Source organism: Kribbella sp. NBC_01510, assembly GCF_045040325.1.
GTDB lineage: Bacteria > Actinomycetota > Actinomycetes > Propionibacteriales > Kribbellaceae > Kribbella.
Genome location: NZ_CP109418.1, coordinates 427,054 through 450,222, shown reverse-complemented (window position 1 = coordinate 450,222; position 23,169 = coordinate 427,054). Strand labels below are relative to the sequence as shown.

The window sequence follows — 23,169 nt, the reverse complement described above, 5'->3', positions numbered from 1 at the left end:
GCTCAGCGGCTCGTCAGATAGCGGTAGCGATACGCCTCGCGGTAGCCCAAGCGGGTGTAGGTGGCCAGGGCGGGTGCGTTCTCATCCAGCACCTCCAGATAGGTACGGCGACCGCCCAGCGGGCCGGACCAGCGGGCCAGGGCCTGCAGGATCGCGGTGCCCAGGCCTCGGTGGCGGTACGCGGCGTCAACGCGGATCGCGTCGGCACCCAGCCAGTGGCCAGTCATCGATCCACGTCCCACCGCGACCGTCGTGCCGTCCAGCGTGATGGAGGCGAACACGGCCTTCGGAGCGCCCTCCAACACGGCCGGTGCCGACTCGGGCACCGGCCCGTCGAACGCGGCCGCGTACCACGCGTGACCCGGGTGCTCCGCAACGAGTACGTCGTACGGCGGCGCAGCGTTCACGTGGTCGAGCGTGGTGTGCATGACGAGTACGTCGGACTGCTGCGGGCGGGCGTCGATCCACCCGCACGCACGGAGCTCCTCCGCCTCGGGACTGCCGAGCCGGACCAGGGCCTGTGGGGGCAGGCCCCGCTCGTCGTAGAAGGCCTCAGCGTGCTTGAGCGCCTCGGTCACGGGCATCCCGGGGCTCCCGGCCGGCAGCAGCGAGTTGCCCCGGCCGGTCCAGCCTGAGGAGGCCCGGAGCAACCAGTGCCCGACGTACGACGTCTCGACCGAGGGGCGACCCAGTGCGGTGGTGAGGAACAACTGGTCGACGTCCACCGGCCGCAGCGGCATCTCGGGGATTGTTTTGGCCGCTGTCACGTCACCGGCCTGGATCTGGTGCAGACTGGCATCGGCGTGGCGAACTACCAGGCCGGCGGGCTCCCAGGACTCCAGAACGCCGATCACATCGGTCAGGCCGCCCGGAATCCGGTGCCGGACCACTACACGGTGGCCGATATCACGGGCGCTCAGGCCTGACACGATGCGGACTCCTGGCAGAGTGGGCGAAGTACTACCGTGATACTAGAGACCTTGCACCACCGCATCGCAGCACCCCAAGTCGAACGCTGCGCTTGCCTGCCATAGGAGGAGTAGCAGTGACCTACGTCATCGCGCAGCCGTGTGTTGACCTGAAGGACCTCGCGTGTGTCGAGGAGTGCCCCGTCGACTGCATCTACGAGGGCAACAGGATGCTGTACATCCACCCCGACGAGTGCGTCGACTGCGGAGCGTGCGAGCCGGTCTGCCCGGTGGAGGCGATCTACTACGAGGACGACACTCCGGAGCAGTGGAAGGACTACTACACCGCGAACGTCGACTTCTTCAACGACCTGGGCTCGCCCGGCGGCGCGTCGAAGATGGGCAAGATCGACAAGGATCACCCCTTCGTCGCCGCCCTGCCCCCGCAGGAACACGACGAGTAACCACCTGACTGCACACTGAGGCGGGGCGTCCACACGGACGCCCCGCCTCAGGCTTCACAGGCGGATTACTGGGCCAGGACGTCGACATGGACGTGGTCGAGGTGGCGGAGGATGGCTGGGTCGCCAGATCGCTCGGGTGGGGTGTAGTCGCGCCAGCCGCTGTCCGAGCGGCCCCCGGCGGTCCAGATCTTGTCGCTGAAGATGACCGTCTGGATGTTGAGCATCTTGGCCCGAGCCACCAGGTACTGCGCCATCGCCCAGCCCTTGGTCGTGTTCGGCACGGAGATCGGCCGCACGAACACGTCGACCGCCCGGCCGTCGTAGTGCGCCGAGCCCTCCATGTGTCCGCTCCGCACACCACCCGCGGCGTACCCGCCGGTGGGCAACGTGCCGAAGGTCCGGATCAGGTCCTTCCGTACGGCGTCCGCCCGCGGTGTCAGCCCGTTCCGGCCGATCGTCTCGGCCGGCACGGAGTCCGTGTTCACCGTGCAACTGAAGACACTCTTCGACTGCCCGGTCAACGCCGACGCCAGGACCCGCGCGTCCGCCTCGTGATCGGCGTACGCGTTGGGGAACGCGCTGCGCTGCACTCGGTCGGCCGCGACCGTGACCGAGAGCTTCTGGTAGTTCTTGATCTTCACCAGCGCGTCGTAGAACTTCCCGGCCGCGTAGTGCGGATCCCGCACCTGCGCCACGGTGCCCCAGCCCTGCGACGGCCGCTGCTGGAACAGCCCCAGCGAGTCCCGGTCCCCGTGCGCCAGGTTCCGTAGTCCGGACTCCTGATACGCCGTCGCCAGTGCGATCGTCGCCGCCCGCGCCGGCAGCCCCCGCCGTACGGCGACACCCGCGATGATGGCCGCCGACTCGGCCTGCTCCAGATCCAGTACGACGGTCTGCCCGTCGACCGTGACCTCGCACTGCTCCTGCGGAGGCAGGATCGACGCGATGTTCTTGCCGCCGAGCCACGCGATCCCGACGCCGACGGCCAGGCTGAGCGCGCCTATCGCGCCCAGGGCAACCACGACGCCCCGCTTCATCGGCATACCGCTCCCAACGTTCGGGGGCGGTGGGCGGGTTCCGATCTGGGGGTCACGAAGTGATTGACGTGCACAACCTCACATTGGTTGGCGCCGATCACGCGTTGGCGTGCAGGGCTTCGTTCAGCGTGATGCCCTCACCCCTGCGTGGCCGCGCCTCGACCGCTCCGGTGACCGAGTTGCGGATGTACATCAGACCGGGCTGCCCTGACAGGTCGCGGGCCTTCACCACGCCGCCGTCCGGGAGGGTGACCTTGGTGCCGGCGGTCACGTACAGCCCCGCCTCGACCACGCAGTCGTCGCCGAGCGAGATGCCGGTGCCGCCGTTCGCGCCGAGCAGGCAGCGCTTGCCGATCGAGACGACCTGCGTGCCGCCGCCGGACAGGGTGCCCATGATCGACGCGCCCGCGCCGATGTCGCTGCCGTCGTCGACCACCACGCCGGCCACGATCCGGCCCTCGACCATGGACGTCCCGAGCGTGCCGGCGTTGAAGTTCACGAAGCCCTCGTGCATGACCGTCGTCCCCGCGGCCAGGTGCGCGCCCAGCCGGACCCGGTCGGCGTCACCGATCCGGACCCCGCTCGGTACGACGTAGTCCGTCATCCGGGGGAACTTGTCGACACTCGTCACCGACAAGTGCTGACCGGCCGCGCGGGCTCGGAGCCGGACCTGCTCGATCTCTTCGACCGGGACCGGACCGACCGACGTCCACGCGTTGTTCGGCAGAGCGGCGAAGATGCCGTCCAGGTTGAGGCCGTGCGGGCGGACCAGCCGGTGTGACAGCAGGTGCAGCCGCAGGTACGCGTCCGCGGTGCCGGCCGGCGCCTGGTCCAGCGCGATCTCGGCCGCCACGACCTCGCGCCGTACCTGCCGCAGTTCGTCGTTGCCCTCGGCGGCGATCAGCTCGGCGGGCGCCTTCGCGCCGTCCGGCTGCGAGCCGAGCTCGGGTGCCGGGTACCAGACGTCGAGGACGGTGCCGCTGGCGGTGACGGTGGCGAGGCCGAAGCCCCAGGCGTGCGTGGCGTTCTCGGTCATACCCACAGCCTGCCAGACTGCTGTCCGGGCCATCGAACCCGACCGCTGTCCGAGCGGCCGGCACGCTCGGTGACCGGCGCCAGCGACCGGAAGGATGCCGATGACGACCGCTCTGACCCTGGACACCGACATCGGCTCCGACGTCGACGACGTCCTGGCCCTGGCCACGATCTTCGGCTCACCCGGGCTCGACCTGGCCGCCGTGACCACGGTGTACGGCGATACGTTGCTCAGGGCAAGGATGGTCGCGCGGGTGACCGGCGTGGCCGGCCGGGAACCGGGGCTCGTGGTAGCCGGACGCGCCGAGACCCGCTCCGGCCGGGCCGTCTGGTGGGCGGGCCACGAGGGCGCGCTGCTGCCCGACCTCGAGCGGGAGAAGGTCGACCTCGAGGCCGACCCGATCGACGTACTCGCGACCTCGCCGACGGTCGTCGCGGTCGGTCCGCTCACCAACGTGGCCGAAGCCGTGGAGCAACCCGGCCGGGTTGTTGGGCAGTTGTTTCTGATGGGCGGCGACTTCTCGCTGAGCAAGGTCGAGCACAACATCAAGTGTGATGTCGACGCGGCCGCGGTGGTGTTCGCCAGCGGGGTCCCGGCGACTGTGATCGGGCTGGATCAGACGACCCGGATCCGGCTCGGCGGCGCGGTGGTCGCGGAGATCGAGGCCGCCGGGCCGCTCGGCCAGTTGCTCGCCGCGGAGATGCGGCAGTTCTGGAAGTTCACCGCCGATGACTCCAACGTGCCGCACGACCCGGCCGCCGTACTGATGCTCACGGACCCGGAGTTGTTCACCTTCGCGACCGGCCGGATCGAGGTCGATCCGACCGGCCTCACCCGCTTCACCCCCGGCGACGGACCGCACCGGATCGTCGCCGATCTCGACACCGGCCGGGTCGGGCGACGCATCGTGGACCGCATCCTCGCGGCTTGCCGGGCGACCGGCTAATCCGGCGGCGCGCGTACGGGCGGTTGTGATCTACTCGTCGAATGCTTCCCGCCTGGCTCCCGAGCGTTCCAGTTCTCCGGGCGACCGAGGCGCCGTCGGTCGATGCGTTGAGCGGTGAGCTGTTGCGGCAGTGGGGATCGTCAGAGGTGTGGCGGCTGTCGTACGGGTTGCGCAGTGTGATCGTGAAGCGCGGGACGGACGCGCAGTCCGGTGAAGGTACGGCGTACGAGCGGTACGTGATCCCGTTGGGCCTGCCGGCTCCAGAGTTGATCGCGTCGGCGGACGGCGTACTGGTGCTGGCGGATGTGGGACGGGTGACGCTCGAACAGGAGCCGTCGGTGGACGGGTTCCTGGCCGCGGCCGACGTGCTGGCCGCGATCCGGCGTACGCCCGTCGAGGGAACGAGTGGGTTTCCACCTGAGCACGTGAAGGACCTGGCCGGCCGGATCGGCCGGATCTCCTTCGATGTCGGCCCGTTGACGGAGGCGTTGGCCGCGCTGCACCGGGATGTCGGGTTGCGCGTGGTCCATGGTGACTTCGTGCCGAAGAATCTGGTCACGGACGGCACGCGATGGACTGCGGTCGACTGGCCGCTCGTGTACCTCGCGCCGCACCTCAGCGACCTCTATACGCTGGTCCGCGATGCCGTTGCCCTCGGCCACGACCGCGAACCGATCGTGGCCCGGTACGTCGAGTCCGCCGGGGCGGATCCGTTCCTGGTCGACCGTCAGGTGACCGTCGGCGGCGCGTGCTTCTGCCTGCGGGCGCTGGACTTCGTGGTCACTGAAGGTGTCAGGACGATTCCTGGTTCCGAGGACTGGATCGACCCACTGCTGGCCGAGCTCGAAGGTCTCGTGGAGCAGTTCCCGTGAAACTCCTCGTCCTTGGCGGCACCAAGAACCTCGGCCGGCACGTCGTCGAGGCGGCCCTCCGCGACGACCACGAGGTGACGCTGTTCAACCGCGGCGTCACGAATCCCGGGCTGTTTCCTTCGGTACGCCGCTTGACGGGTGAGCGCGCGGATCCCGGCGTCCTGGCTGCGGGGGAGTGGGACGGCGTCATCGACATGTCCGGCTTCCTGGTCCGCGACGTACGCCTGAGCGCGGAGGTGTTGCGGGACCGCGTCGGCCACTACACCTACATGTCGTCGATCGCCGTCTACGCCAGCAAGACCACGCCGGGCATGACCGAGTCCGCACCTCTCCTGCCGTGGCCGGTCGGTGCCCCCGAAGACCACTTCACCATGGATCTCTACGGTCCATCCAAGGTCCGCTGCGAGTCGTTGCTATCAGCCACTTTCGGCGACCGCACCGCCGCCGTACGCTCCGGCTTCGTCGTCGGCCCCTACAACCCGGACTTCGGCGACTGGGGCTGGGCACTGGCGCACAACACCCCCATGGAATGCGCGGCTCGCCCGACCCAACCCATCCAGTACGTCGACGCCCGCGACCTGGCCGCCTTCCTTCTCCACCTCACCGTCAGCGGTCTCCCCGGCCCTTTCAACGCCGTCGGCCCCACCCGCACGATGGCGGATCTGGCCGACTCCTGGCGCTCAGTCGTACCCGACCCGCCGCCGATGAACTGGTCCCCCACCGTTGACCGCTTCCACCTCCCCCACGACGGCACCAACGACGGCACCTTCCAACTGGACAACACCCGCGCCCTCACCACCGGCCTCCACCTACGCCCAGCCGCGGACTCCGCCCGCGACTACGTCACGTGGATCCAGACAGGCAACACCCCACCGCCACCCCCGCACTGACGCCGCATCGCGGGTTCTGGTGTCGTTTCTGCGGGTGCCGCGTGCTGGAGCGCACCGCCAGGCCATCACAACCGGGTCGCAACGCCGCCGCCCCGGCGGACTGGCGCCCGAGCGCTGCGAATGTGATGGCCCGCAGGTCCGCAGCCGGCCACCGCGACCCGGCCTCCTCCCGCAGTGCGGACCTGCCCCACTCACCAACCCCCGCGATCAACCACGCCCGGCCACGAGCTGAGCGTGACCGGCGCCGACCGTGCTCAGTTGGTGAGTGCCACACGTCCGCATCACCGGATCCGTGGTCCTCGCCGCCGCTGTGCTACGTAACATTGCGCGGGTGATTATTGAGACAGGTGGCGGTCCGGGTGGGCCGACCAGTCCGGAGGCCGGGTTCAGCAGCGTGGAGGGGACCCGGTATGCGGGGACCAGCGGTGGGCGCCAGGAGGGTGGGGTGCCGGTTGCCGGTGGTGTGGTCCGGGCCGGTGATCGGTTGCGGTACATGGTCTATCCGGAGCTTGATGAGCAGCTGAGTTACGCGGCGACGTACGTCGTGGTGGATCTCGTCTTCGCGGACGGGAGCCGGCTGTCTGAGCTTGGGGTCGTGGATCAGTACGGGATGGCGTTTGACGCAGCTGGGCAGGGGGCCGCGAAGGTTCTGTACGCGAATCAGTGGAATGACGTGCAGGTGGACCTGACCGCGGCTGTCGGGAAGACCGTTGAGCGGGCGCTGGTGGTGGTCGAGGCGCCTGGCTCCGGGGTGGAGTTCCAGGGGTGGGTTGATGACGTCGAGGTTGGCCCGGCGCCTGAGGTGCCGGATGGGAGCGACCTGCTGGCGTACGTCGACACGCGGCGCGGGACCAACGCGAGTCACGACTTCTCACGCGGGAACACGCTGCCGATCACAGCCTGGCCGAACGGGTTCAACTTCCTGACGCCGGTGACGGACGCGTCGACCCATCGGTGGCCGTACGAGTATCACCGGGCCAACAACGCGGACAACCGCCCGGAGCTTCAGGGGCTGGCGTTCTCGCATCAGCCGAGTCCGTGGATGGGTGATCGCGACCAGTTGACGATCATGCCGGTTGCCGCCGCGGAGCCGCTCGGGGATCCGGCCGAACGCGCCGCCGCGTTCAGCCACGACGACGAGATCGCCCGGCCCGATGTCTACTCGGTCGACCTGACCACTGGCGTCCGCGCCGAGCTCGCACCGACCGACCACGGCGCGATCTTCCGCTTCACCTTTCCGGCCGACGCACCCGGACGGCACCTGGTGTTCGACACCATCGACGAGAACGGCGCCTTCGCGTACGACGGGACCGCGCTGACCGGCTGGGTCGAGAACGGCTCGGAGTTCGGCCGGACCCCGATGTACTGCTACGGCGTCTTCTCCTCAGCCCCGACCGACTTCGGACCGACCACCGGCGGCCGGGACAACGCCCGGGCGGCGAGGTTCGACGTACCGGAGGTGACGCTGCGGATCGCGACCTCGTTCATCGGCGTCGACCAGGCCCGGCACAACGTGGAGCTCGAGCTCGACGGCCGTAGCTTCGACGACGTCCGGCAGGCCGCGAACCAGGCCTGGAACGAACGCCTCCAGGTGATCCGGCCCGAGGGCGCGACCCAGCCGCAACTGCGCACGGTCTACGGCAACCTCTACCGCCTCAACCTCTACCCGAACTCGCACTTCGAGAACGCCGGAACCCACGACCAGCCCGACCACCGCTACGCGAGCCCGGTGCTGCCGACCGAAGGTGCGGCGACCGATCGAGAGACCGACGCGGTCGTCAAGCCGGGCAAGATGTACGTCAACAGCGGCTTCTGGGACACGTATCGCACCGCGTGGCCGGCGTACGCGTTCCTCTATCCGGAGCTGACCGCCGAACTGGTGGACGGCTTCGTGCAGCAGTACCGCGACGGCGGCTGGATCGCCCGCTGGTCGTCGCCGGGCTACGCGGACTGCATGACCGGGACGAGCTCGGACGTGTCGTTCGCGGATGCCTATCTCAAGGGCGTTGCGCTGCCCGACCCGTTGGCGACGTACGACGCCGGTCTGCGCAACGCGACCGTCGCACCGACCGAGACCGAGGTCGGCCGGAAGGGTTTCGCGAGGGGGTTGTTCGCGGGCTATGTGAGCACGGACACCGAGGAGAGTGTGTCGTGGTCGTTGGAGGCGTACCTCAACGACTTCGGGCTCGCGGCGATGGCCGAGCGGCTGTCTCTCGATCCGACGGTTCCCGAGGAGCGACGGGCCCGGTTGCGTGAGGAAGCGTCGTACCTGCGACGGCGGTCGTTGAACTACGTGCTGCTGTTCGACCCGGACATCAACTTCTTCCAGGGCCGGCGGCCGGACGGGCGGTTCGCGAAGACGCCGGCCGAGTTCGACCCGTGCGAGTGGGGCGGCGACTTCACCGAGACCGACGGGTGGAACTTCGCCTTCCACGTCGCCCACGACGGCCGCGGTCTCGCCAATCTGTACGGCGGTACTCGCGGTCTGGAAGCGAAGCTCGACGAGTTCTTCGCGACGCCGGAACTGGCGACGAAGAAGGGCACCTACTCGATCGTCATCCACGAGATGCTCGAGGCCCAGGCCGTCCGGATGGGTCAGTTCGGCTTCAGCAACCAGCCGGCGCACCACATCGCCTGGATGTACAACTACGCCGGCGCGCCCCACAAGACCCAGGCCATCGTCCGCGAGGTCCTGCAGCGTCTGTACGTCGGCGAGCAGATCGGCCAGGGCTACCCCGGCGACGAGGACAACGGCGAGATGTCCGCGTGGTACCTCTTCAGCGCCCTCGGCCTCTACCCGCTCCGCGTCGGCGCACCGGAGTACGCCATCGGCTCACCCCTCTTCTCCCGCGTCGTGGTCACGCCACTGGGCGCCGACCCGATCGTCATCACAGCGACCAACCCCGAGCACCCCTACGTCCAGGAACTCCACGTCGACGGCAAACCATTGCCCACAGCATCGATCACCGACGCCGAACTGCGCGGAGCTCGCCAGATCGACTTCGTCCTCGGGCCGAATCCTTCCGACTGGGGCACCCTGGACACCCCACCGACCGTCACGACGGACGACGCGATCCCGACCCCCTTGATCGACCTGATCCCACGCCGGTCCGATCCGCTCTTCGACGACGACTCCGCAACCGAAACCCACTTCGACACGGGCACCCCGACCATCACCTGGTCCCTGCCCGAGCCCGCCACCGCCGCCTTCTACACCCTTACCTCGGGCCAGTCCGAAGGCGACCCCACGGCCTGGCGCCTCGAAGGCTCGACCGATGGCACGACATGGTCGGTCCTCGACGAGCGCACCGACCAGTCGTTCGTATGGCGCCGCCAAACTCGCCCGTTCACGATCGCTGCACCAGATTCGTACGTGCACTACCGCTTGGTGATCACGGCGTCGACCTCCGTCGTCAGCCTCAGCGAGATCGAGCTACTCACCTGACCATCGGCACCGGCACCCAAGGCACTGATTACGCGCACTAGCATCACCGCATGCCTCTGCTCGTTGATCCGGCCTTGCCACCAGGAACACTGCGGGACGCCGCGCAGCCGCGGCTGACGACCAACGACGGACTGGTACTGCGCCCGTGGCGGGGGAGTGATGCCGCCACGGTGCGGACCGCGTTCGCCTGTTCCGACATCCAGCGTTGGCACGTCCGGCGATTCGACACTCTCGAGGAGGCGGGTGAGTGGGTCGGGCAGTGGGCCGATGGCTGGGACAGCGAGACAGCGGCGAGCTGGGCGGCCGTCGATGGCGACGACCAGCCGCTCGGCCAGGTCGGACTGCGCAACATCTCTCTGGCCGAGGGCTCGGCCAGCCTGTCCTACTGGGTGACCCCGGCGGCCCGGGGCCGAGCCATCGCCGCGAGATCAGTGGAAGCCTTGTCTGCCTGGGCTTTCGGGCAGATCGGGTTCAACCGGCTGAACATCCACCACTCCACCGGCAACACCGCGTCCTGCCGGGTCGCCGAGCGCACCGGATACAGGCTCGAGGGCACGCTGCGGCAGGCGATCAAGCACACCGACGGCTGGCACGACTGGCACCTCCACGGCCGCCTACGCACCGACAGTTGAGCCACGCGCTACGGCTGGCCAGCTCCCGGAGGATGGGATACGTCCTGGTGGGTTCGGACAAGAAATAGCGCGTCTCCTGCTCAATGTGTGGATGGTGGCCGACGTGCCGCGGCGGACTCGCTGCAACCTCGGACAGGTATCAGGGGCCGCGGACACGGCAGAGCCTGTCCGACGGCCTCAGCTGATGTCCCAGGTCCCGTAGATCCGCACCGATCCCACCGTCGACCCCACGAACCCGGCCAGCTCCCGCTCCGCCCGGCCCCGCAGTGCGGTCGGTGCGGTTCGGTGCGGTCGGTTGGGTGCGGTCGGAGGCTGATGGGGGCAACTGGAGGCTGGGACGTGCAAGGTCGACAGGAGGTGTCGGCCCCAGCCCGGCCGGGCCAGCCGATCTCAGGCGTGAATGCCTCGCCCGAGCAGCACTCCTGCACCGGCACCTCCTGTCGACCTTGCACATCCCACACCCCACACATCCAGCAGAAGAGCCGAAGTAACGTGTGCCAACCCACGTGCTCCTGTCCCAGGCCCGCCACTTTGCCCAGTTCGTCCCATCACCGGCACTCCTCGGTTCGGCTTCGGATAGGACAGGTCGGCCGACCCTGTCGGTCACCAGCCTCACGACGGAGTACAGCCAGCGGTCACCTGGCGCCGACCGCCTTGTTGCGTGACGCCGCTGCCGCAGAGACAGGCGCCGTGGAGCGGTGTCGTTCTTACTTCTTGCGTGGGGCTGAGGTGGCTCGGATGTGGAGTTCGGTGCGGAGGGTGACCGTCGAAGCCAGCCGGCCGGGGGACGCGGTCCGGTCCTTGAGCAGCAGGCCGGCGGTGCGGCCCAGTTCGTACGTCGGCTGTGACACCGTCGTGAGGCTGGGTACGACGAGGTCCGCCCACGGGATGTCGTCGAAGCCGACGATGGCGATGTCGTCGGGGGCGCGGAGGCCCTTCTTGGCCAGGCACTCCACCGCGCCGACCGTCATCAGGTTGTTGGCGGCGAACAGCGCTTCCGGCGGTTCGGGCAACTCCAGCAGGCTTTCCATCGCGGCGTACCCGCCGGCCTCGCGGAAGTCGGCGTGCCGGACCAGATCTTTGTCGTAGCGGATCCCGCCGGCCCGGAGCGCCGACCTGTATCCGGCGAGCCGGTCCATCGCGGTGCTGACCTTGCGCGGACCCGTGATGCAGGCGATCCGCTGGTAGCCGCCGTCGATCAAGTGTTTGACGCCCTCGCGCGCGCCGTGCTCGTTGTCGACCAGCACGGTGTCCGCCTCGATGCCGTCGACGCGACGGTCGATCAGGACGAGCGGGATCTTCGCGTCCGCGAGCAGTTGCACGCCTTCCGCCGTACTGGTCGGGGAGATCACCACACCCGCCATCTGATCGGTCAGCACGGCCGACGCGTACGCCGCTTCCTTCGCCGGGTCCTCGTCGGAATTGCACAGAACCACGTGGTAGCCCTCGGTTTGGGCGACGTCCTCCAGGCCACGGACGAGCGAGGTGAAGAACGGGTTCTCGATGTCGGAGATGACCACGGCCCACAGGTTCGTGCTGGACTTGCGCAGGTTGCGGGCCACGCCGTTCGGGCGGTAGCCGAGCTCGGCGACCACGGCGCGGACCTTCTCGGACAGCTCCGGATCCACGTTGCGCTGTCCGCTCAGCACCCGCGAGACGGTCGCCGGAGACACGCCGGATCTACGCGCGACGTCGTAGATCGTCGTCATGCCCGCTCCCCGCTGGAGGTCCGATGGTCGTCCGGATCGCACTCTAGTCCCGATCCAGAGCAGAGCGGTCGGAGTTCAGGGCCAGGGGAGTAGGTCGGGGGTGGGGCCCGTGATCGGGCCGGGGGGTGTGCGGCCGGCGTACCAGGCGGTGAGGTCGGTGAGGGTGCCCGTGAGGACCTGGTCCTCGCCGGTGCCGGTTTCCCAGGTGGGGCCGTCGTCGGGGTGCAGGACGAGGTGGATGGCTTCGGGGGTGCGGGGGCGTAGGAAGTCCAGGAGGTGGAGACAGAAGGCGGGAGACCAACTGGCCGGGGTGATGCCTAGGTGCAGGTCGACGGTGTGGATGGCTAGTTCGCGCCAGGTGGCGTTGAGGCCGGCGGAGAGGTTGCTGTTGCGGTGCAGGATGGGACGGGCCCAGTCGTCGGGGCCGACCTTGTCCCAGGCCGTGACCAGGGCAGTCGTCGCGCGCTCGAGGTGGGTGGTCAGCTCGGCGGCTGGGCGGTGGGCGCCGGCTTCGATACCGGCGTCGCGGGCCGGGCGGCCGCCGTCGTACACCTCGACAACACGGCCTTTCAGAGCCTCTTCGACCTGGCGAGTCATGGCCTCGGAGAAGTTGGCGATGTGGGTGATCACGTGACCGCGGGACCAGCCGGGGAGGCCGGACGCGGCGCGGGCGGTGGCGTCGTCCAGGTCCGTGAGCAAGGTGTTCAGCCGCGCGACAACGGTCTTGACGTCGGTCAGGGCCACAAGCGCTCCTTGATCCAGTGGTTCGGTTCGTCCAGGCGGTAGCGGAGGCGAAGATGCCGGCGGTCCGGATCCGCCTGCCAGAACTCCATTTCGTCGGCCCGCAGCGTGTACAGCGTCCAGTTCGGCGCTACGAGCCCGGGGTCAGCAGTCAAGCGCTCGGTCTGCTCGGCGTAGGCCGTCGCGAGATCGGAGGGATCCTCCAGTACGCCGCTCTGCCGCGCAGCCAACGCCTCGGCGCGAGCCGGCGTCGGGCGAGCGAGGAAGTCGCGTGCGGAGTCCACAGGGTCGGCGGGCGTGACACTGCCCATCACGCGCACCTGGCGCCCCAGCGGGATCCAGTAGAACGTCAGCGCGGCGTACGGGCAGGCAGCGAGCTCTTCACCCTTGCGGCTGGCCGCCGACGACGCGAACTGCAGCCCGTCCGCCGTGACGTCCTTCAGGATCAACACCCGGCCGTTGGGCCGCCCGTCCGCACTCACTGTCGACAGGGTCACGGCGCACGGCTCAGGTATCTGCCGATCGACCGCGGTCAGCAGCCAGTCGACAAACAGTTCGTACGGCGAGTCCGGCGCGCGCGTGGGGTCGAACGGGGGCGGAGTGCCAGTCAGCGTGGGGACTGCGCGCAGCCTGGTCCGGAGGTCGGTCACGAATCGAGACCCTAGGCCACTAACTCATATGGCAGCAACCATGTATCCCATTAGACTGTCCGCATGAGCACGTTGGCTTTCGCTCTCGCGGCGACGATCAAGCACGACGGTCAGGGCGGCGTCGCCGACCTGCTGGCGACCCCCGCCGAGACCACTGCCTGGCTTGACCAGCACCACGACCTGGTCACCGAGGTGCTCGGCCGTCCCCTCGAAGCCGTGGACGACAAGGGCTCGGACGACGCGGCCGTGGACGACAAGGGCTCGGACGACGCGGGCGCGGATGCGCGGGATGCGCAGGCCGTCGTGCGCGACGAGTTGGTGCGCGTTCGGCGTGCGGTGCGGGCGCTCTTCGCCCGAGCAGTTGCGCCAGAACCGCCGAGTAAGGCTGACGCGGATCGGTTGATGGACGCCGACGCCGCGCTGCGGATGGTGAACCGCGCCGCCGACCGGCTCGGCACGATGCAGCTGGACTGGCCCGACGACGGCCCGCCCGTCACGCGCTGGGCCGGCCGGACCGAAGACCCGGTCGCGCTGCTGGTCGCTGCGGTCGGGCGGTCCACGATCGACTTCCTGTCCGGCCCGGACCGGGTGCGGCTCCGCGCATGTCCGGCGGCGCGGTGCGTCAAGTACTTCCTGCAGGACGATCCGCGCCAGCTGTGGTGCTCGCCATCCTGCGGTAACCGTGAGCGTGTGAACCGCCACTACCGCAAGCGTCACGGCCTATAGCCTTTCCGTTATGACCATCGCGCGTTTCAAGGACTTGTGTGTGGATGTGATGTGTCCGAGTCCGATGACGGCGTTCTGGGGGCGGGTGATCGGGCTGACCTCGCCGGCCGACAACCCGAACGTGCTGGTCGGGGACACGCCCGGGAAGACGATCTGGATCAACAAGGTCGACGAACCGCGGACGGTGAAGCAGCGGGTGCACCTGGACGTCCACGCCGGCGCGATCGCGGACCTCGAGCGGGAAGGGGCGACGGTCCGATCCCCGATCTCCGCGGACCGGCCCTGGGCGGTGATGGAGGACCCGGAGGGCGGTGAGTTCTGCGGACTCGTCCGCGACACGGTCCCGGCGTACCGGCTGATGGAGCTGGTCGTGGACTCGGCCGACCCGGAGGCGCAGGCGCGATGGTGGCAGGGTGTCGTCGGCGGGGAGCTCGGCAAGGCTCCGGACAACGCCTGGTACTGGCTGGAGAACGTGCCGGGTGTCCCGTTCCCGTACTGGGTCTTCTTACCCGTGCCGGAGCCCAAGACGGTCAAGAACCGGATCCACTGGGACGTTACCGCGCCCGCCCTGCAGCCGGTGCTCGACGTGGGTGCGACACTACTGCGGCCCAAGGACCAGGGAATCGGCTGGCACGTCTGCGCCGACCCCGAGGGCAACGAGTTCTGTATTTTCCTACCACCGGCAGAGGACGCCTGATGAGCAAGCTCGACCTGACCCTGTCCGGCGCCGATCTGACCGAGGCGCTGGTGAACATTTCCTCGGTCAGCGGGACCGAGGAGAAGCTCGCGGACAAGGTCGAGGCCGCGCTGTCGGCGTACGCGCATCTGAAGGTGTTCCGGCACGGCAACACCGTGGTGGCGCGCACCGACCTCGGCCTGGACGAGCGGATCGTCCTCGCGGGCCATCTCGACACCGTCCCGCTGAACGACAACCTCCCGGCCCGCCGCGCCGACGGCCTGATCCGCGGGCTCGGCGCCTGCGACATGAAGGGCGGCGTCGCGGTCGCGCTCCGGCTTGCGGCCACGCTGGACGAGCCGAACCGGGATGTCACCTACGTCTTCTACGACTGCGAAGAGGTCGAGGCCGAGCGGAACGGCCTGTTCAAGCTGACCCGCTCCAACCCGGAGCTGCTAGAGGGCGTGTTCGCGGTCGTGATGGAGCCGTCGAACGCGGTGGTCGAGGCCGGCTGCCAGGGCACCATGCGGATCGAGGTCACCGCCCGCGGTGAGCGCGCGCACTCGGCCCGGTCGTGGATGGGCCGCAACGCCATCCATGCGGCGGGCGAGATCCTGGGGCGGCTGACGGCGTACGAGCCGCGGCGGGTGCCGATCGACGGGCTCGAGTACCGCGAGGGGCTGAACGCGGTCGGGATCAGCGGCGGCGTCGCGGGGAACGTCGTACCGGATATGTGCACGGTGACGATCAACTACCGATTCGCGCCGAACCGGTCGGAGGCGGAGGCCGAGGCGCATCTGCGCGAGGTGTTCGAGGGGTACGACGTCGTCGTGATCGACTCCGCGGCGGGTGGGCTGCCGGGGCTGGAGCGGCCGGCCGCGGCCGCGTTCCTGCAGGTGGTCGGGGGTGAGCCGAAGCCGAAGTTCGGGTGGACCGACGTGGCCCGGTTCACGCTCCTCGGCGTGCCGGCGGTGAACTACGGGCCGGGTGACCCGCTCTACGCGCACAAGCAGGACGAGTTCGTGCCGGAGGCGGAGATCGCGCTGTGTGAACAGCGCTTGAGGACTTGGTTGACGGATCGCGCCTAGACAGGTCCAGACTCCGGCTAGGTCATAACCTGGAGTCATGGCAGAACCCTCGATCCACCCCGACCGTCCGATCGGCCAGCAGCAGCGCGGGCCGGTCGTGATGCGGCGCAAGCAGGTGCAGCAGTCCACGTCCGAGCAGCGGTTGCTGGACAGCCGCGGGCCGTCGGACTGGGTGCACACCGACCCGTGGCGAGTGCTGCGGATCCAGTCGGAGTTCATCGAGGGATTCGGCATGCTGGCCGAGCTGGGCCCCGCGATCAGCGTGTTCGGCTCCGCCCGGACCAAGCCCGACGACCCGATGTACGCCGCCGCGGAGGAGTGCGGTCGCAAGCTGGTCGAGGCCGGGTATGCGGTCATCACCGGTGGCGGGCCGGGCGTGATGGAGGCGGCGAACAAGGGTGCCTCCGAGGCCGGCGGCGTGTCGGTCGGGCTGGGCATCGAGCTGCCTTTCGAGAACGGCCTGAACGAGTGGGTCGACATCGGCATGAACTTCCGGTACTTCTTCACCCGGAAGACGATGTTCGTGAAGTACGCGCAGGGGTTCGTGGTGATGCCGGGCGGGTTCGGCACGCTCGACGAGCTGTTCGAGGCGCTCACGCTGGCTCAGACGCGGAAGGTCACGTCGTTCCCGGTCGTGCTGTTCGGTACGTCGTACTGGGGTGGGCTGGCGTCCTGGCTGCGGGACACGATGCTCGCGGACGGGAAGATCTCGTCGGCCGATCTGGAGATGTTCACCATCACCGACGACGTGGACGAGGCGATCAGCTACATCGTCAAGGCCGGCGAGGTCGCCGACGCGGCCGCGGAGGAGGCTGCCGCGGCGGCTGCCCGCGAGGTGGCCGAGGCGGACAGCCCGGAGGCGCGGGCGCGGCGCGAGGCGCACCGGCTCGGGTCCGACGGAAGCTGAATCCCTGGGCATCTGTGCGGTTGACTGGTGCGGCATGGCACGATCGGTCCCGTGATGTGGTTCTTCGGGCTGATCGTGGTGCTGTTGATCGGGGCTGTCGCTGTCGTGGCCTCGGGTCGTTGGGGTGCCATGAGTACGGCGTACGACGACCGGCCCGACATGACTGTCCCGGCCCGGCAGGCGCTCACCTCCACCGACATCGAGTCGGCGCGGTTCGGCGTCGGGCTGCGCGGCTACCGGATGGACGAGGTCGACACGCTCCTCGAACGCGTCGCCAAGGAGGTCGCCGAGCGGGACCGCCGGATCGCCGACCTCGAACGCGCGGTCGCCCCGATCGTGGAGGCGCCGGACGGGGCCGGCTTCACGTCCCGCGGCACCTACGACCCGGCCGAGTTCGACGACACCGGCGTACAACCGCCCATCCTCGTAGGCGGCGACTTCCCCGAATCCGCCACCCCCGAGCCGGCACCCACCGCCCCAATCACCACCGAACAACCCGCCGTAGACCAGCCCACCCCGTCCCAGCCGCCCACCGCGGGACAGCCGCCGACTGCCGAGCAGGCCGCCGCGGGGCAGCCTTCCACAGCCGAGCAGTCCACTGCGGGGCAGCTGTCCGCCGAGCAGCTTGCTGCGGGGCAGTCCACCGCTGGGCATCTCACCGCGGGGCAGTCCACCGCCGGGCGGTCGGCTGGACAGCAGCTCGCCACCCAGCAGCCCGCCGAGGGACAGCCGGCCGCTGACCCGCTCACCGGGGAGCGATCCGCCGTCGGCCAGTCCGCCCTCGGGCAGCCAACCACCGCGCTGGCCAAGCCCTCCGCCGAAGCCTCGGCCGAGGACGACGACGAGGACACCCGAGAGGTCCCACAGACCAGCCACGCCGCAGCCGCCGACGAATACGAGCGCCTGCAAGCCGAAGCCCGAGCCCTCCTCGAAGCCCAGTCCCACCCCACCACCCCCCGCCGCACCCCCGCCGACCCGCCACTCCAACAGCCCGAGACTCGCGCCCAGCAGCCAGAGACCAACACTCCCCAGCAGCCGGAGGCGTACGCGCAACAGCAGCCCGAGGCCTACGTGAGCCAGCAGCCTGAGCCGCGCACTCAGCAGCCGGAAACCAACGCACTCCAGCAGTCGGTGGCGTATACGCAGCAGCGGCGCGAGGCGTACACCCCGCAGGAGCCTGAGGCTCGTGCGCAGCAGCAGCCGGGGGTCTACGCGCAACAGCCGGAGGCCAACGCACTGCAGCAGCCGGGGGCAGATCAGCAGCAGCCGGAGGCGTACACCCCGCGGGATCCTGAGGCTCGTGCCCAGCAGCAGCCGGAGGCCTACTCACCGCAGCAGCCACAGGGACCCACTTCGGTGGCAGATCCGGCGGAATCTGCGGCGTGGTTCCGCGGGGATGAGCCGCAGGCGGCGCAGGAGCATGTGGCTCCTCCGGCTGAGGCTCAGCAGCCGAGGCCTTCTGTGCCACCGGTTGGGCAGCCTGCGCCGACCCCGCACTGGGTGCTGCCCGCGCCGGCTCCGCAGTGGCAGCAGCCGTCCGCTCCGGACGCACAACCGCCTGCGCAGCAGCCAACCCAGCCCAGCTACCAGCAGGAGCAGCCAGCTGCCGAGCAGCAGGTGGCCCAGCCCAGCTATCAGCAGCAGGCGGCTCAGTCTGACTACCAGCAGCAGGTGGCGGAGCAGGAGCAGGCGGGGCAGCAGCAGGAGGGCTGGCAGTTTTGGCCGCCGGCCGGGGAGCAGGGTGGGCCGGTGTGGCCTCAGGCGACGGGGAATGGGCAGGCGGGAGACCAGGGGGATGAGGGTTCGGAGGGGCGGCACAGTGGGGCTTCTGACGAAGGTGCTTATCAGCGGCCCAACTGATCTACTCGGGTGATGGGATCCGAGGCTAGCTGTCACGCGGAGGCGTCGATCGAGCTGCGGCTGGAGCCGCAGGCTGCGTGGGACGTGGTGATGGATTGGGAGCGGCAGTCGCGGTGGATGTTGTTGACGCGCGTCTGGGCGACTGAGCAGGGCGGCGCCGGTGTGGGCGGTGGCGTCGCGGCGCGGACTTCTGTCGGTGCCTTGGGGTTCACTGACGACATGGTCATCACACACTGGGAGCCACCGCGCGAGTGCACGGTGAAACACCTGGGCAAACTCGTCCGCGGCACCGGCACATTTACGATCACCCCCAGCTCCACCACGCCCCACGGATCCACGACGGCCCCCGATTCCGCCACCACCCCCGGGTCCGCCGGGACCTCTGGATCCGCGACGACCACTGGATCCGCCGGGACCTCTGGATCCGCCGGGACCTCTGGATCCGCCGGGACCTCTGGATCCGCCGGGACCTCTGGATCCGCCGGGACCTCTGGATCCGCCGGGACCTCTGGATCCGCCGGGACCTCTGGGTCCGGTGCGGCTGGAGCGAGGGCTGGGTTTGGCGAGGCCGGCGGGTGCACGTTTACGTGGGCTGAGGATGTGGTGCCGCCGTTGGGGCGGATCGGGGTGCTTGGCTGGCGTGTTGTGCGGCCGGCTTTTGAGGTGATGATGCGGGTCTCGTTGCGGCGGTTGGTGCGGGAGGTAGAAGGATGACGGTGATCGGGCCGGATGGGCAGCCGCGATGTGGGTGGGCGACGTCGGCGCCGGAGTACGTCGAGTATCACGACAACGAGTGGGGTAAGGAGATCCGCGACGACCTCGCGTTGTTCGAGCGGATGACGCTGGAAGGGTTCCAGTCCGGCCTCTCGTGGATCACCATCCTGCGCAAGCGGGAGAACTTCCGCGCCGCGTTCGCGCACTTCGACCCGACGATCATCGCCAAGTACGACGCCGCCGACTTCGACCGGCTGATGGCCGACCCTGGCATAGTCCGCAACCGGCTGAAGATCAACGCGACGATCACCAACGCCCGCGCCTTGCTCGAGCTCGACGACGGCGAGTTCAGCGACTTCCTCTGGTCCTTCCGGCCCGCCGAGCACAAGGCCCCGAAGACCCTCGGCGACGTGCCTGCCACCACGCCCGAATCGGTGGCCATGTCCAAGGCCCTCAAGAAGAAGGGTTTCGTCTTCGTGGGCCCGACCACCGCCTACGCGCTGATGCAGGCGACGGGCATCGTCAACGACCACCTCTCGACCTGCATCGCCCGCTGATTCGTGGTCGATCGCACGTGCAGACGGGTGCTCTTCGAGCGCCGCGAGCGCCTGCACGTGCAGGTGATTTGTGCATCTGCAAGCGTCCCTGAGAAGTCGCTAAATTGCCCAAACACAAACGGCTGAACGAGTTGTGCTTTGGGCACTGAACGTGATGAAGTGTTCGGCGGGCGCCCCCGACTGTCAGGTGGTTGTCCGGCCGTGACTCGCCCGGCCGGAACGCGGTCGGGGGGCCCACCAACGTTTACGGGGACTCGTTCTGACCCGCCGGCGTGAAGGTGGTGTGGAAGACGTCGGTGTTGGTCAGACCGGACAGGTGGACGCGGGTCGGCGTCGCGGTCAGATACACGTTGGCCTCAGCGAACGGATCGGCCGCGTCGTCGTCGGCCGTGCCGAACTGACGTGTCCAGATCCGGGTGTGGTCGGGAGAGTACGTCGTGAGTACGGCGTCGAACTTGCCGAGTGGAGTTCCCAACGCTCCGTCCGTGAAGCCGGCAACGTAGAGGTTGCCTGACGGGTCTACCGCAACCGCGGCGCCCTTGTCGTTCCCCGTCGTACCGAACTGGTCCCGCCAAGTGAGTACGCCGTCCCCGTCGACACGCGCGACGAGGAAGTCTTTGTCGCCGGCCAACGTGCCGGAGAAGTCGCCGGCGGTATAGCCAGTCAGGTAGACGCCACCGGAAGGATCAGCCGTCAGCCCCCATGCCTCGTCGGAAGCAGGTGTGCCGAACTGCCGCATCCACAGGGGTTCACCGGACGATGAGTAGCGCGTGACGAACCCGTCGACCCCACCCGCCGACGTACCGAGGGCGCCGGCCGTCATCCCCGCCGCATACACAGCCCCACCGGAGATCGCGACCGCCATCCCCTTGTCCTCGCCCGTGCTCCCGACCTGCCGCAACCAGACCTGCCGGCCGTCACCATCGAGCCGAGCGACGAACACGTCCTTGTCGCCCTGGTTCGCCCCACCCAACGAACCCTTGGTGTAACCAACGACGTAGATCGCGGTCCCGTCGACAGCCACCGAGTAGCTCCGATCGGCCACCCCGGATACGCCGAACTGCGTCAGCCACCGACGATTCCCATCACCATCGAACTGGACCACAAACCCATCATCTGAGGCGTTCCCCGCATGCGCGCCGTCGAGATCACCGGTTGTGTACCCAGTCACGTCGACATGCCCGTCGGCATCGACGGCAACGCCGTACGCGCGTTCCGTCCCACTGGTCCCGAGTGATCGCGTCCACTCGCGCGTCCCGTCCGGTCGCGACTTGATCAGCGCGACGTCCTTCCCGCCGGCGTACGGCTGACCATCCAGCGGCCCCTCCACCGCGACCGCCTGATAAACATTGCCTGAGGCATCAGTCGCGATCCCGCCGGCCCGGTCCTCACCCGCCGTACCGGTGATCGTCGCCTGCATCGGCGTTGCCGGCGGCTTCCCGATGTATTGGAAGATGTACTTCGCCCCGTCCGCGAAGGACGGCCCCCAGACGTCCCAGTCGTGCCCGCCGTTGACGACCCGGAACTCCGAGGTCAGGTTCGGCACCCGGACCGCCTGGTTGAACACGATGTGCGCCTCGAAGTCGAGGTCGTGTGTCGCGTCGATCGCCTTCGGGTTCTTGTATTCGTCGTCGCCGACCGCGATGTACATATGCGACTGCAGCCCTGTCGATGCGAACGACTTCAACGCCGCCGGCCAGTTCAACCGAAGGTACGTCGCCTCCGAGAACGGATCCGTACCTTTGCCGAAGGCACCGAAGTCCCGGGTGCTCGAGTCCGCCGGCGGCAACGGGACGTACACCGCCGGGCTGAGTACGATCGACGCACCGAACACGTCCGGATGCGCCAGCGAGTACCGCAGTGCGCCCGCGCCGCCCATCGAGTACCCGGCCACCGCGCGCCCGCTCCGGTCCGCGATCGTCCGGTACGTCGCATCCACATGTGGCACCAAATCCCGGAAGAACGCGGTCTCGACCGGCCGCCCCGGGTCCGCGCCGCGATACGCGGAGTCGACGTACCAACTGGCGCGGCTGCTCCACGGTGCATCCGGCATGATCGCGATCGTCGGCGGGATCTCGCCGGAGCCGATCAGCTCGTCGAGCCGGCTCTTCACCTGCGTCCAGGCCGCCATCGAGTCGCCGCGACCGTGCAGCAGATACAGCACCGGGTAGCGCTGCGTCGAGTCGGCGTACCCGGCCGGCAGGTAGACGTTGTAGTCGATGTCCTCGCCCAGGGTCGCCGACCGCACGGCGGCGGGGGTGATCACTCCGGGCGAGGCGGTCGGTTGAGCACTCGAACCAGGCACGACAAGACTCCCAACCAGCGTGGCGACCGTCAGGGCGGCAGGCAGCAGCAGTTTCCTCACAGCAGCTTTGTAATCGCTTACGTAAACGATTACAAGATCGAGTATGTACCGAAGAACGGGTAGTCCTCGGCGCCGAGACTGACGCCGCGGCGTACCGGCGGCGTGGACTGCTCGGCGGAGGGGACTACTACCCGTCCGTCGGTACGGAGGTCACCGGCCTTCGAAGGTGGGCTTCTGCTTGGCGACGAAGGAGGCGACCGCGTTGCGGTGGTCGTCGGTGTCGCCGGTGAGCTGCATCTTGCCGGCCTCGAACGCCAGCGACTCGGCCAGCGTGTGGGTCGCCGAATACCCGAGCGACTGGCGGACGGCGCCGTACGCGACGGTGGGTCCGGCGGCGAGCTTGCCGGCCAGGTCGGCGACGGCGCTTTCGAAATCAGCGACCGGGACGACCGACGTGGCAAGGCCGAGGTCGAGGGCCTCGGCGGCCGGGATGGTGCGGGGGAAGTACAGCATTTCGAGGGCCTTGGCGTGCCCGATCAGCCGGGGGAGCGTCCATGAGATCCCGGTGTCGCAGGACAGTGCGATCCCGGTAAAGGCGAGATTGAACCCAGCCGTGTCCGCGACCACCCGGAAGTCGCACGCGAACGCCATCGACGCGCCGGCGCCGGCCGCGACCCCGTTCACCGCCGCGATCACCGGCTTGGGCATCTCCGCCAGCGCGAGCGCGATCGGCGCGTAGTGGTCCGGCACCGTGCTCCACAGCGCGGCCGTGTCGTTCGCGTCGAGCAGCCCGATGTGCTCCTTCAGGTCCTGGCCGACGCAGAACGCCCGCCCGGTCCCGGTCAGCACGACCACGCGTACGGCGTCGTCCTCGGCGGCGGCCTGGACGGTGTCGCGGAGCAGGACCTTGGTCGCGATGTCGAGCGAGTTCATCGCGTCCGGCCGGTTCAGTGTGATGGTGGCCACGCCCTCGGCGACGGCGTAGGTGACGGAGTCACTCATCGTG

The 23,169-nt window shown here is 69.0% G+C and carries 21 protein-coding genes; 13 read left to right on the top strand and 8 right to left on the bottom strand.

Going from position 1 to position 23,169, the window contains the following annotated elements; translation table 11 throughout:
* Positions 1-2 precede the first annotated feature (2 nt).
* Positions 3-929 carry a GNAT family N-acetyltransferase gene (locus OG558_RS02190; protein WP_405068700.1) on the bottom strand — a complete coding sequence of 309 codons (927 nt, stop codon included), beginning with the start codon at positions 927-929 and terminating at the stop codon, positions 3-5.
* A gap of 116 nt (positions 930-1,045) precedes the next feature.
* Here OG558_RS02190 and fdxA point away from each other — a divergent pair, with 116 nt between their 5' ends.
* On the top strand, positions 1,046-1,372 hold the full coding sequence (fdxA, locus tag OG558_RS02185; protein ID WP_405068699.1) for a ferredoxin: 327 nt from the start codon (positions 1,046-1,048) through the stop codon (positions 1,370-1,372).
* A 65-nt stretch (positions 1,373-1,437) separates the two neighbouring features.
* Here the strand turns inward: fdxA and OG558_RS02180 are convergent, their stop codons facing one another.
* The gene (locus OG558_RS02180; RefSeq protein ID WP_405068698.1) at positions 1,438-2,415 is read right to left on the bottom strand and encodes a hypothetical protein; all 978 of its coding nucleotides are present in this window, start codon (positions 2,413-2,415) and stop codon (positions 1,438-1,440) included.
* 91 nt (positions 2,416-2,506) lie between these two features.
* Positions 2,507-3,445 carry a 2,3,4,5-tetrahydropyridine-2,6-dicarboxylate N-succinyltransferase gene (gene dapD / locus OG558_RS02175; protein ID WP_405068697.1) on the bottom strand — a complete coding sequence of 313 codons (939 nt, stop codon included), beginning with the start codon at positions 3,443-3,445 and terminating at the stop codon, positions 2,507-2,509.
* 100 nt (positions 3,446-3,545) lie between these two features.
* Here dapD and OG558_RS02170 point away from each other — a divergent pair, with 100 nt between their 5' ends.
* From OG558_RS02170 to OG558_RS02150, 5 genes are all read left to right on the top strand, one after another.
* Positions 3,546-4,391 carry a nucleoside hydrolase gene (locus OG558_RS02170; RefSeq protein ID WP_405068696.1) on the top strand — a complete coding sequence of 282 codons (846 nt, stop codon included), beginning with the start codon at positions 3,546-3,548 and terminating at the stop codon, positions 4,389-4,391.
* Between the two features lie 41 nt (positions 4,392-4,432).
* Positions 4,433-5,263 (top strand): phosphotransferase family protein, encoded by an 831-nt coding sequence (locus OG558_RS02165; protein ID WP_405068695.1) that lies wholly within the window; start codon positions 4,433-4,435, stop codon positions 5,261-5,263.
* Entirely contained in the window at positions 5,260-6,153 is an 894-nt protein-coding gene (locus tag OG558_RS02160) for an NAD-dependent dehydratase (protein WP_405068694.1), read from the top strand. Before OG558_RS02165 ends, OG558_RS02160 begins: the two co-directional genes overlap by 4 nt.
* A 331-nt stretch (positions 6,154-6,484) precedes the next feature.
* On the top strand, positions 6,485-9,598 hold the full coding sequence (locus tag OG558_RS02155; RefSeq protein WP_405068693.1) for a GH92 family glycosyl hydrolase: 3,114 nt from the start codon (positions 6,485-6,487) through the stop codon (positions 9,596-9,598).
* Positions 9,599-9,648: 50 nt separating this feature from the next.
* Positions 9,649-10,230 carry a GNAT family N-acetyltransferase gene (locus tag OG558_RS02150; RefSeq protein WP_405068692.1) on the top strand — a complete coding sequence of 194 codons (582 nt, stop codon included), beginning with the start codon at positions 9,649-9,651 and terminating at the stop codon, positions 10,228-10,230.
* 707 nt (positions 10,231-10,937) lie between these two features.
* Here the strand turns inward: OG558_RS02150 and OG558_RS02145 are convergent.
* From OG558_RS02145 to OG558_RS02135, 3 genes are all read right to left on the bottom strand, one after another.
* Positions 10,938-11,939: a LacI family DNA-binding transcriptional regulator gene (locus tag OG558_RS02145; RefSeq protein ID WP_405068691.1), complete on the bottom strand. Its 1,002-nt coding sequence runs from the start codon at positions 11,937-11,939 to the stop codon at positions 10,938-10,940.
* Between the two features lie 75 nt (positions 11,940-12,014).
* A complete protein-coding gene (locus tag OG558_RS02140; protein ID WP_405068690.1) occupies positions 12,015-12,683 on the bottom strand; it encodes a maleylpyruvate isomerase family mycothiol-dependent enzyme in 669 nt (222 codons plus the stop codon).
* Complete coding sequence (locus tag OG558_RS02135) at positions 12,674-13,330, bottom strand: pyridoxal 5'-phosphate synthase (protein ID WP_405068689.1); 657 nt, start codon at positions 13,328-13,330, stop codon at positions 12,674-12,676. Before OG558_RS02135 ends, OG558_RS02140 begins: the two co-directional genes overlap by 10 nt.
* Before the next feature lie 63 nt (positions 13,331-13,393).
* Here OG558_RS02135 and OG558_RS02130 point away from each other — a divergent pair, with 63 nt between their 5' ends.
* From OG558_RS02130 to OG558_RS02100, 7 genes are read left to right on the top strand one after another with little or no spacing between them, the layout of a single operon-like run.
* The gene (locus OG558_RS02130) at positions 13,394-14,056 is read left to right on the top strand and encodes an ABATE domain-containing protein (RefSeq protein ID WP_405068688.1); all 663 of its coding nucleotides are present in this window, start codon (positions 13,394-13,396) and stop codon (positions 14,054-14,056) included.
* Between the two features lie 10 nt (positions 14,057-14,066).
* Positions 14,067-14,753, top strand: coding sequence for a VOC family protein (locus OG558_RS02125; RefSeq protein WP_405068687.1), 687 nt, complete (start codon positions 14,067-14,069; stop codon positions 14,751-14,753).
* Positions 14,753-15,820 (top strand): succinyl-diaminopimelate desuccinylase, encoded by a 1,068-nt coding sequence (gene dapE, locus OG558_RS02120; protein ID WP_405068686.1) that lies wholly within the window; start codon positions 14,753-14,755, stop codon positions 15,818-15,820. Before OG558_RS02125 ends, dapE begins: the two co-directional genes overlap by 1 nt.
* A gap of 37 nt (positions 15,821-15,857) precedes the next feature.
* Complete coding sequence (locus OG558_RS02115) at positions 15,858-16,727, top strand: TIGR00730 family Rossman fold protein (protein WP_328526839.1); 870 nt, start codon at positions 15,858-15,860, stop codon at positions 16,725-16,727.
* Between the two features lie 54 nt (positions 16,728-16,781).
* Positions 16,782-18,587: a DivIVA domain-containing protein gene (locus OG558_RS02110; RefSeq protein WP_405072101.1), complete on the top strand. Its 1,806-nt coding sequence runs from the start codon at positions 16,782-16,784 to the stop codon at positions 18,585-18,587.
* Positions 18,588-18,599: 12 nt separating this feature from the next.
* Positions 18,600-19,301, top strand: coding sequence for an SRPBCC family protein (locus tag OG558_RS02105; protein ID WP_405068685.1), 702 nt, complete (start codon positions 18,600-18,602; stop codon positions 19,299-19,301).
* Positions 19,298-19,858 carry a DNA-3-methyladenine glycosylase I gene (locus OG558_RS02100; protein ID WP_329481214.1) on the top strand — a complete coding sequence of 187 codons (561 nt, stop codon included), beginning with the start codon at positions 19,298-19,300 and terminating at the stop codon, positions 19,856-19,858. The genes OG558_RS02105 and OG558_RS02100 overlap by 4 nt, the downstream gene beginning before the upstream one ends.
* Positions 19,859-20,102: 244 nt before the next feature.
* On the opposite strand, the gene OG558_RS02095 is transcribed toward OG558_RS02100, so the two are convergent.
* The gene (locus tag OG558_RS02095) at positions 20,103-22,223 is read right to left on the bottom strand and encodes an alpha/beta hydrolase-fold protein (protein WP_405068684.1); all 2,121 of its coding nucleotides are present in this window, start codon (positions 22,221-22,223) and stop codon (positions 20,103-20,105) included.
* A gap of 150 nt (positions 22,224-22,373) precedes the next feature.
* Positions 22,374-23,165 (bottom strand): enoyl-CoA hydratase/isomerase family protein, encoded by a 792-nt coding sequence (locus tag OG558_RS02090; protein ID WP_405068683.1) that lies wholly within the window; start codon positions 23,163-23,165, stop codon positions 22,374-22,376.
* Positions 23,166-23,169 lie beyond the last annotated feature (4 nt).

What these genes read in the sequence shown, in the direction of transcription:
- OG558_RS02180 (WP_405068698.1), bottom strand. Translation starts at nt 2,415, where the DNA reads ATGCCGATGAAGCGGGGCGTCGTGGTTGCCCTGGGCGCGATAGGCGCG.
- dapD (WP_405068697.1), bottom strand. Translation starts at nt 3,445, where the DNA reads ATGACCGAGAACGCCACGCACGCCTGGGGCTTCGGCCTCGCCACCGTC.
- OG558_RS02170 (WP_405068696.1), top strand. Translation starts at nt 3,546, where the DNA reads ATGACGACCGCTCTGACCCTGGACACCGACATCGGCTCCGACGTCGAC.
- OG558_RS02165 (WP_405068695.1), top strand. Translation starts at nt 4,433, where the DNA reads ATGCTTCCCGCCTGGCTCCCGAGCGTTCCAGTTCTCCGGGCGACCGAG.
- OG558_RS02150 (WP_405068692.1), top strand. Translation starts at nt 9,649, where the DNA reads ATGCCTCTGCTCGTTGATCCGGCCTTGCCACCAGGAACACTGCGGGAC.
- OG558_RS02145 (WP_405068691.1), bottom strand. Translation starts at nt 11,939, where the DNA reads ATGACGACGATCTACGACGTCGCGCGTAGATCCGGCGTGTCTCCGGCG.
- OG558_RS02130 (WP_405068688.1), top strand. Translation starts at nt 13,394, where the DNA reads ATGAGCACGTTGGCTTTCGCTCTCGCGGCGACGATCAAGCACGACGGT.
- OG558_RS02125 (WP_405068687.1), top strand. Translation starts at nt 14,067, where the DNA reads ATGACCATCGCGCGTTTCAAGGACTTGTGTGTGGATGTGATGTGTCCG.
- dapE (WP_405068686.1), top strand. Translation starts at nt 14,753, where the DNA reads ATGAGCAAGCTCGACCTGACCCTGTCCGGCGCCGATCTGACCGAGGCG.
- OG558_RS02115 (WP_328526839.1), top strand. Translation starts at nt 15,858, where the DNA reads ATGGCAGAACCCTCGATCCACCCCGACCGTCCGATCGGCCAGCAGCAG.
- OG558_RS02110 (WP_405072101.1), top strand. Translation starts at nt 16,782, where the DNA reads ATGTGGTTCTTCGGGCTGATCGTGGTGCTGTTGATCGGGGCTGTCGCT.
- OG558_RS02105 (WP_405068685.1), top strand. Translation starts at nt 18,600, where the DNA reads ATGGGATCCGAGGCTAGCTGTCACGCGGAGGCGTCGATCGAGCTGCGG.
- OG558_RS02100 (WP_329481214.1), top strand. Translation starts at nt 19,298, where the DNA reads ATGACGGTGATCGGGCCGGATGGGCAGCCGCGATGTGGGTGGGCGACG.
- OG558_RS02090 (WP_405068683.1), bottom strand. Translation starts at nt 23,165, where the DNA reads ATGAGTGACTCCGTCACCTACGCCGTCGCCGAGGGCGTGGCCACCATC.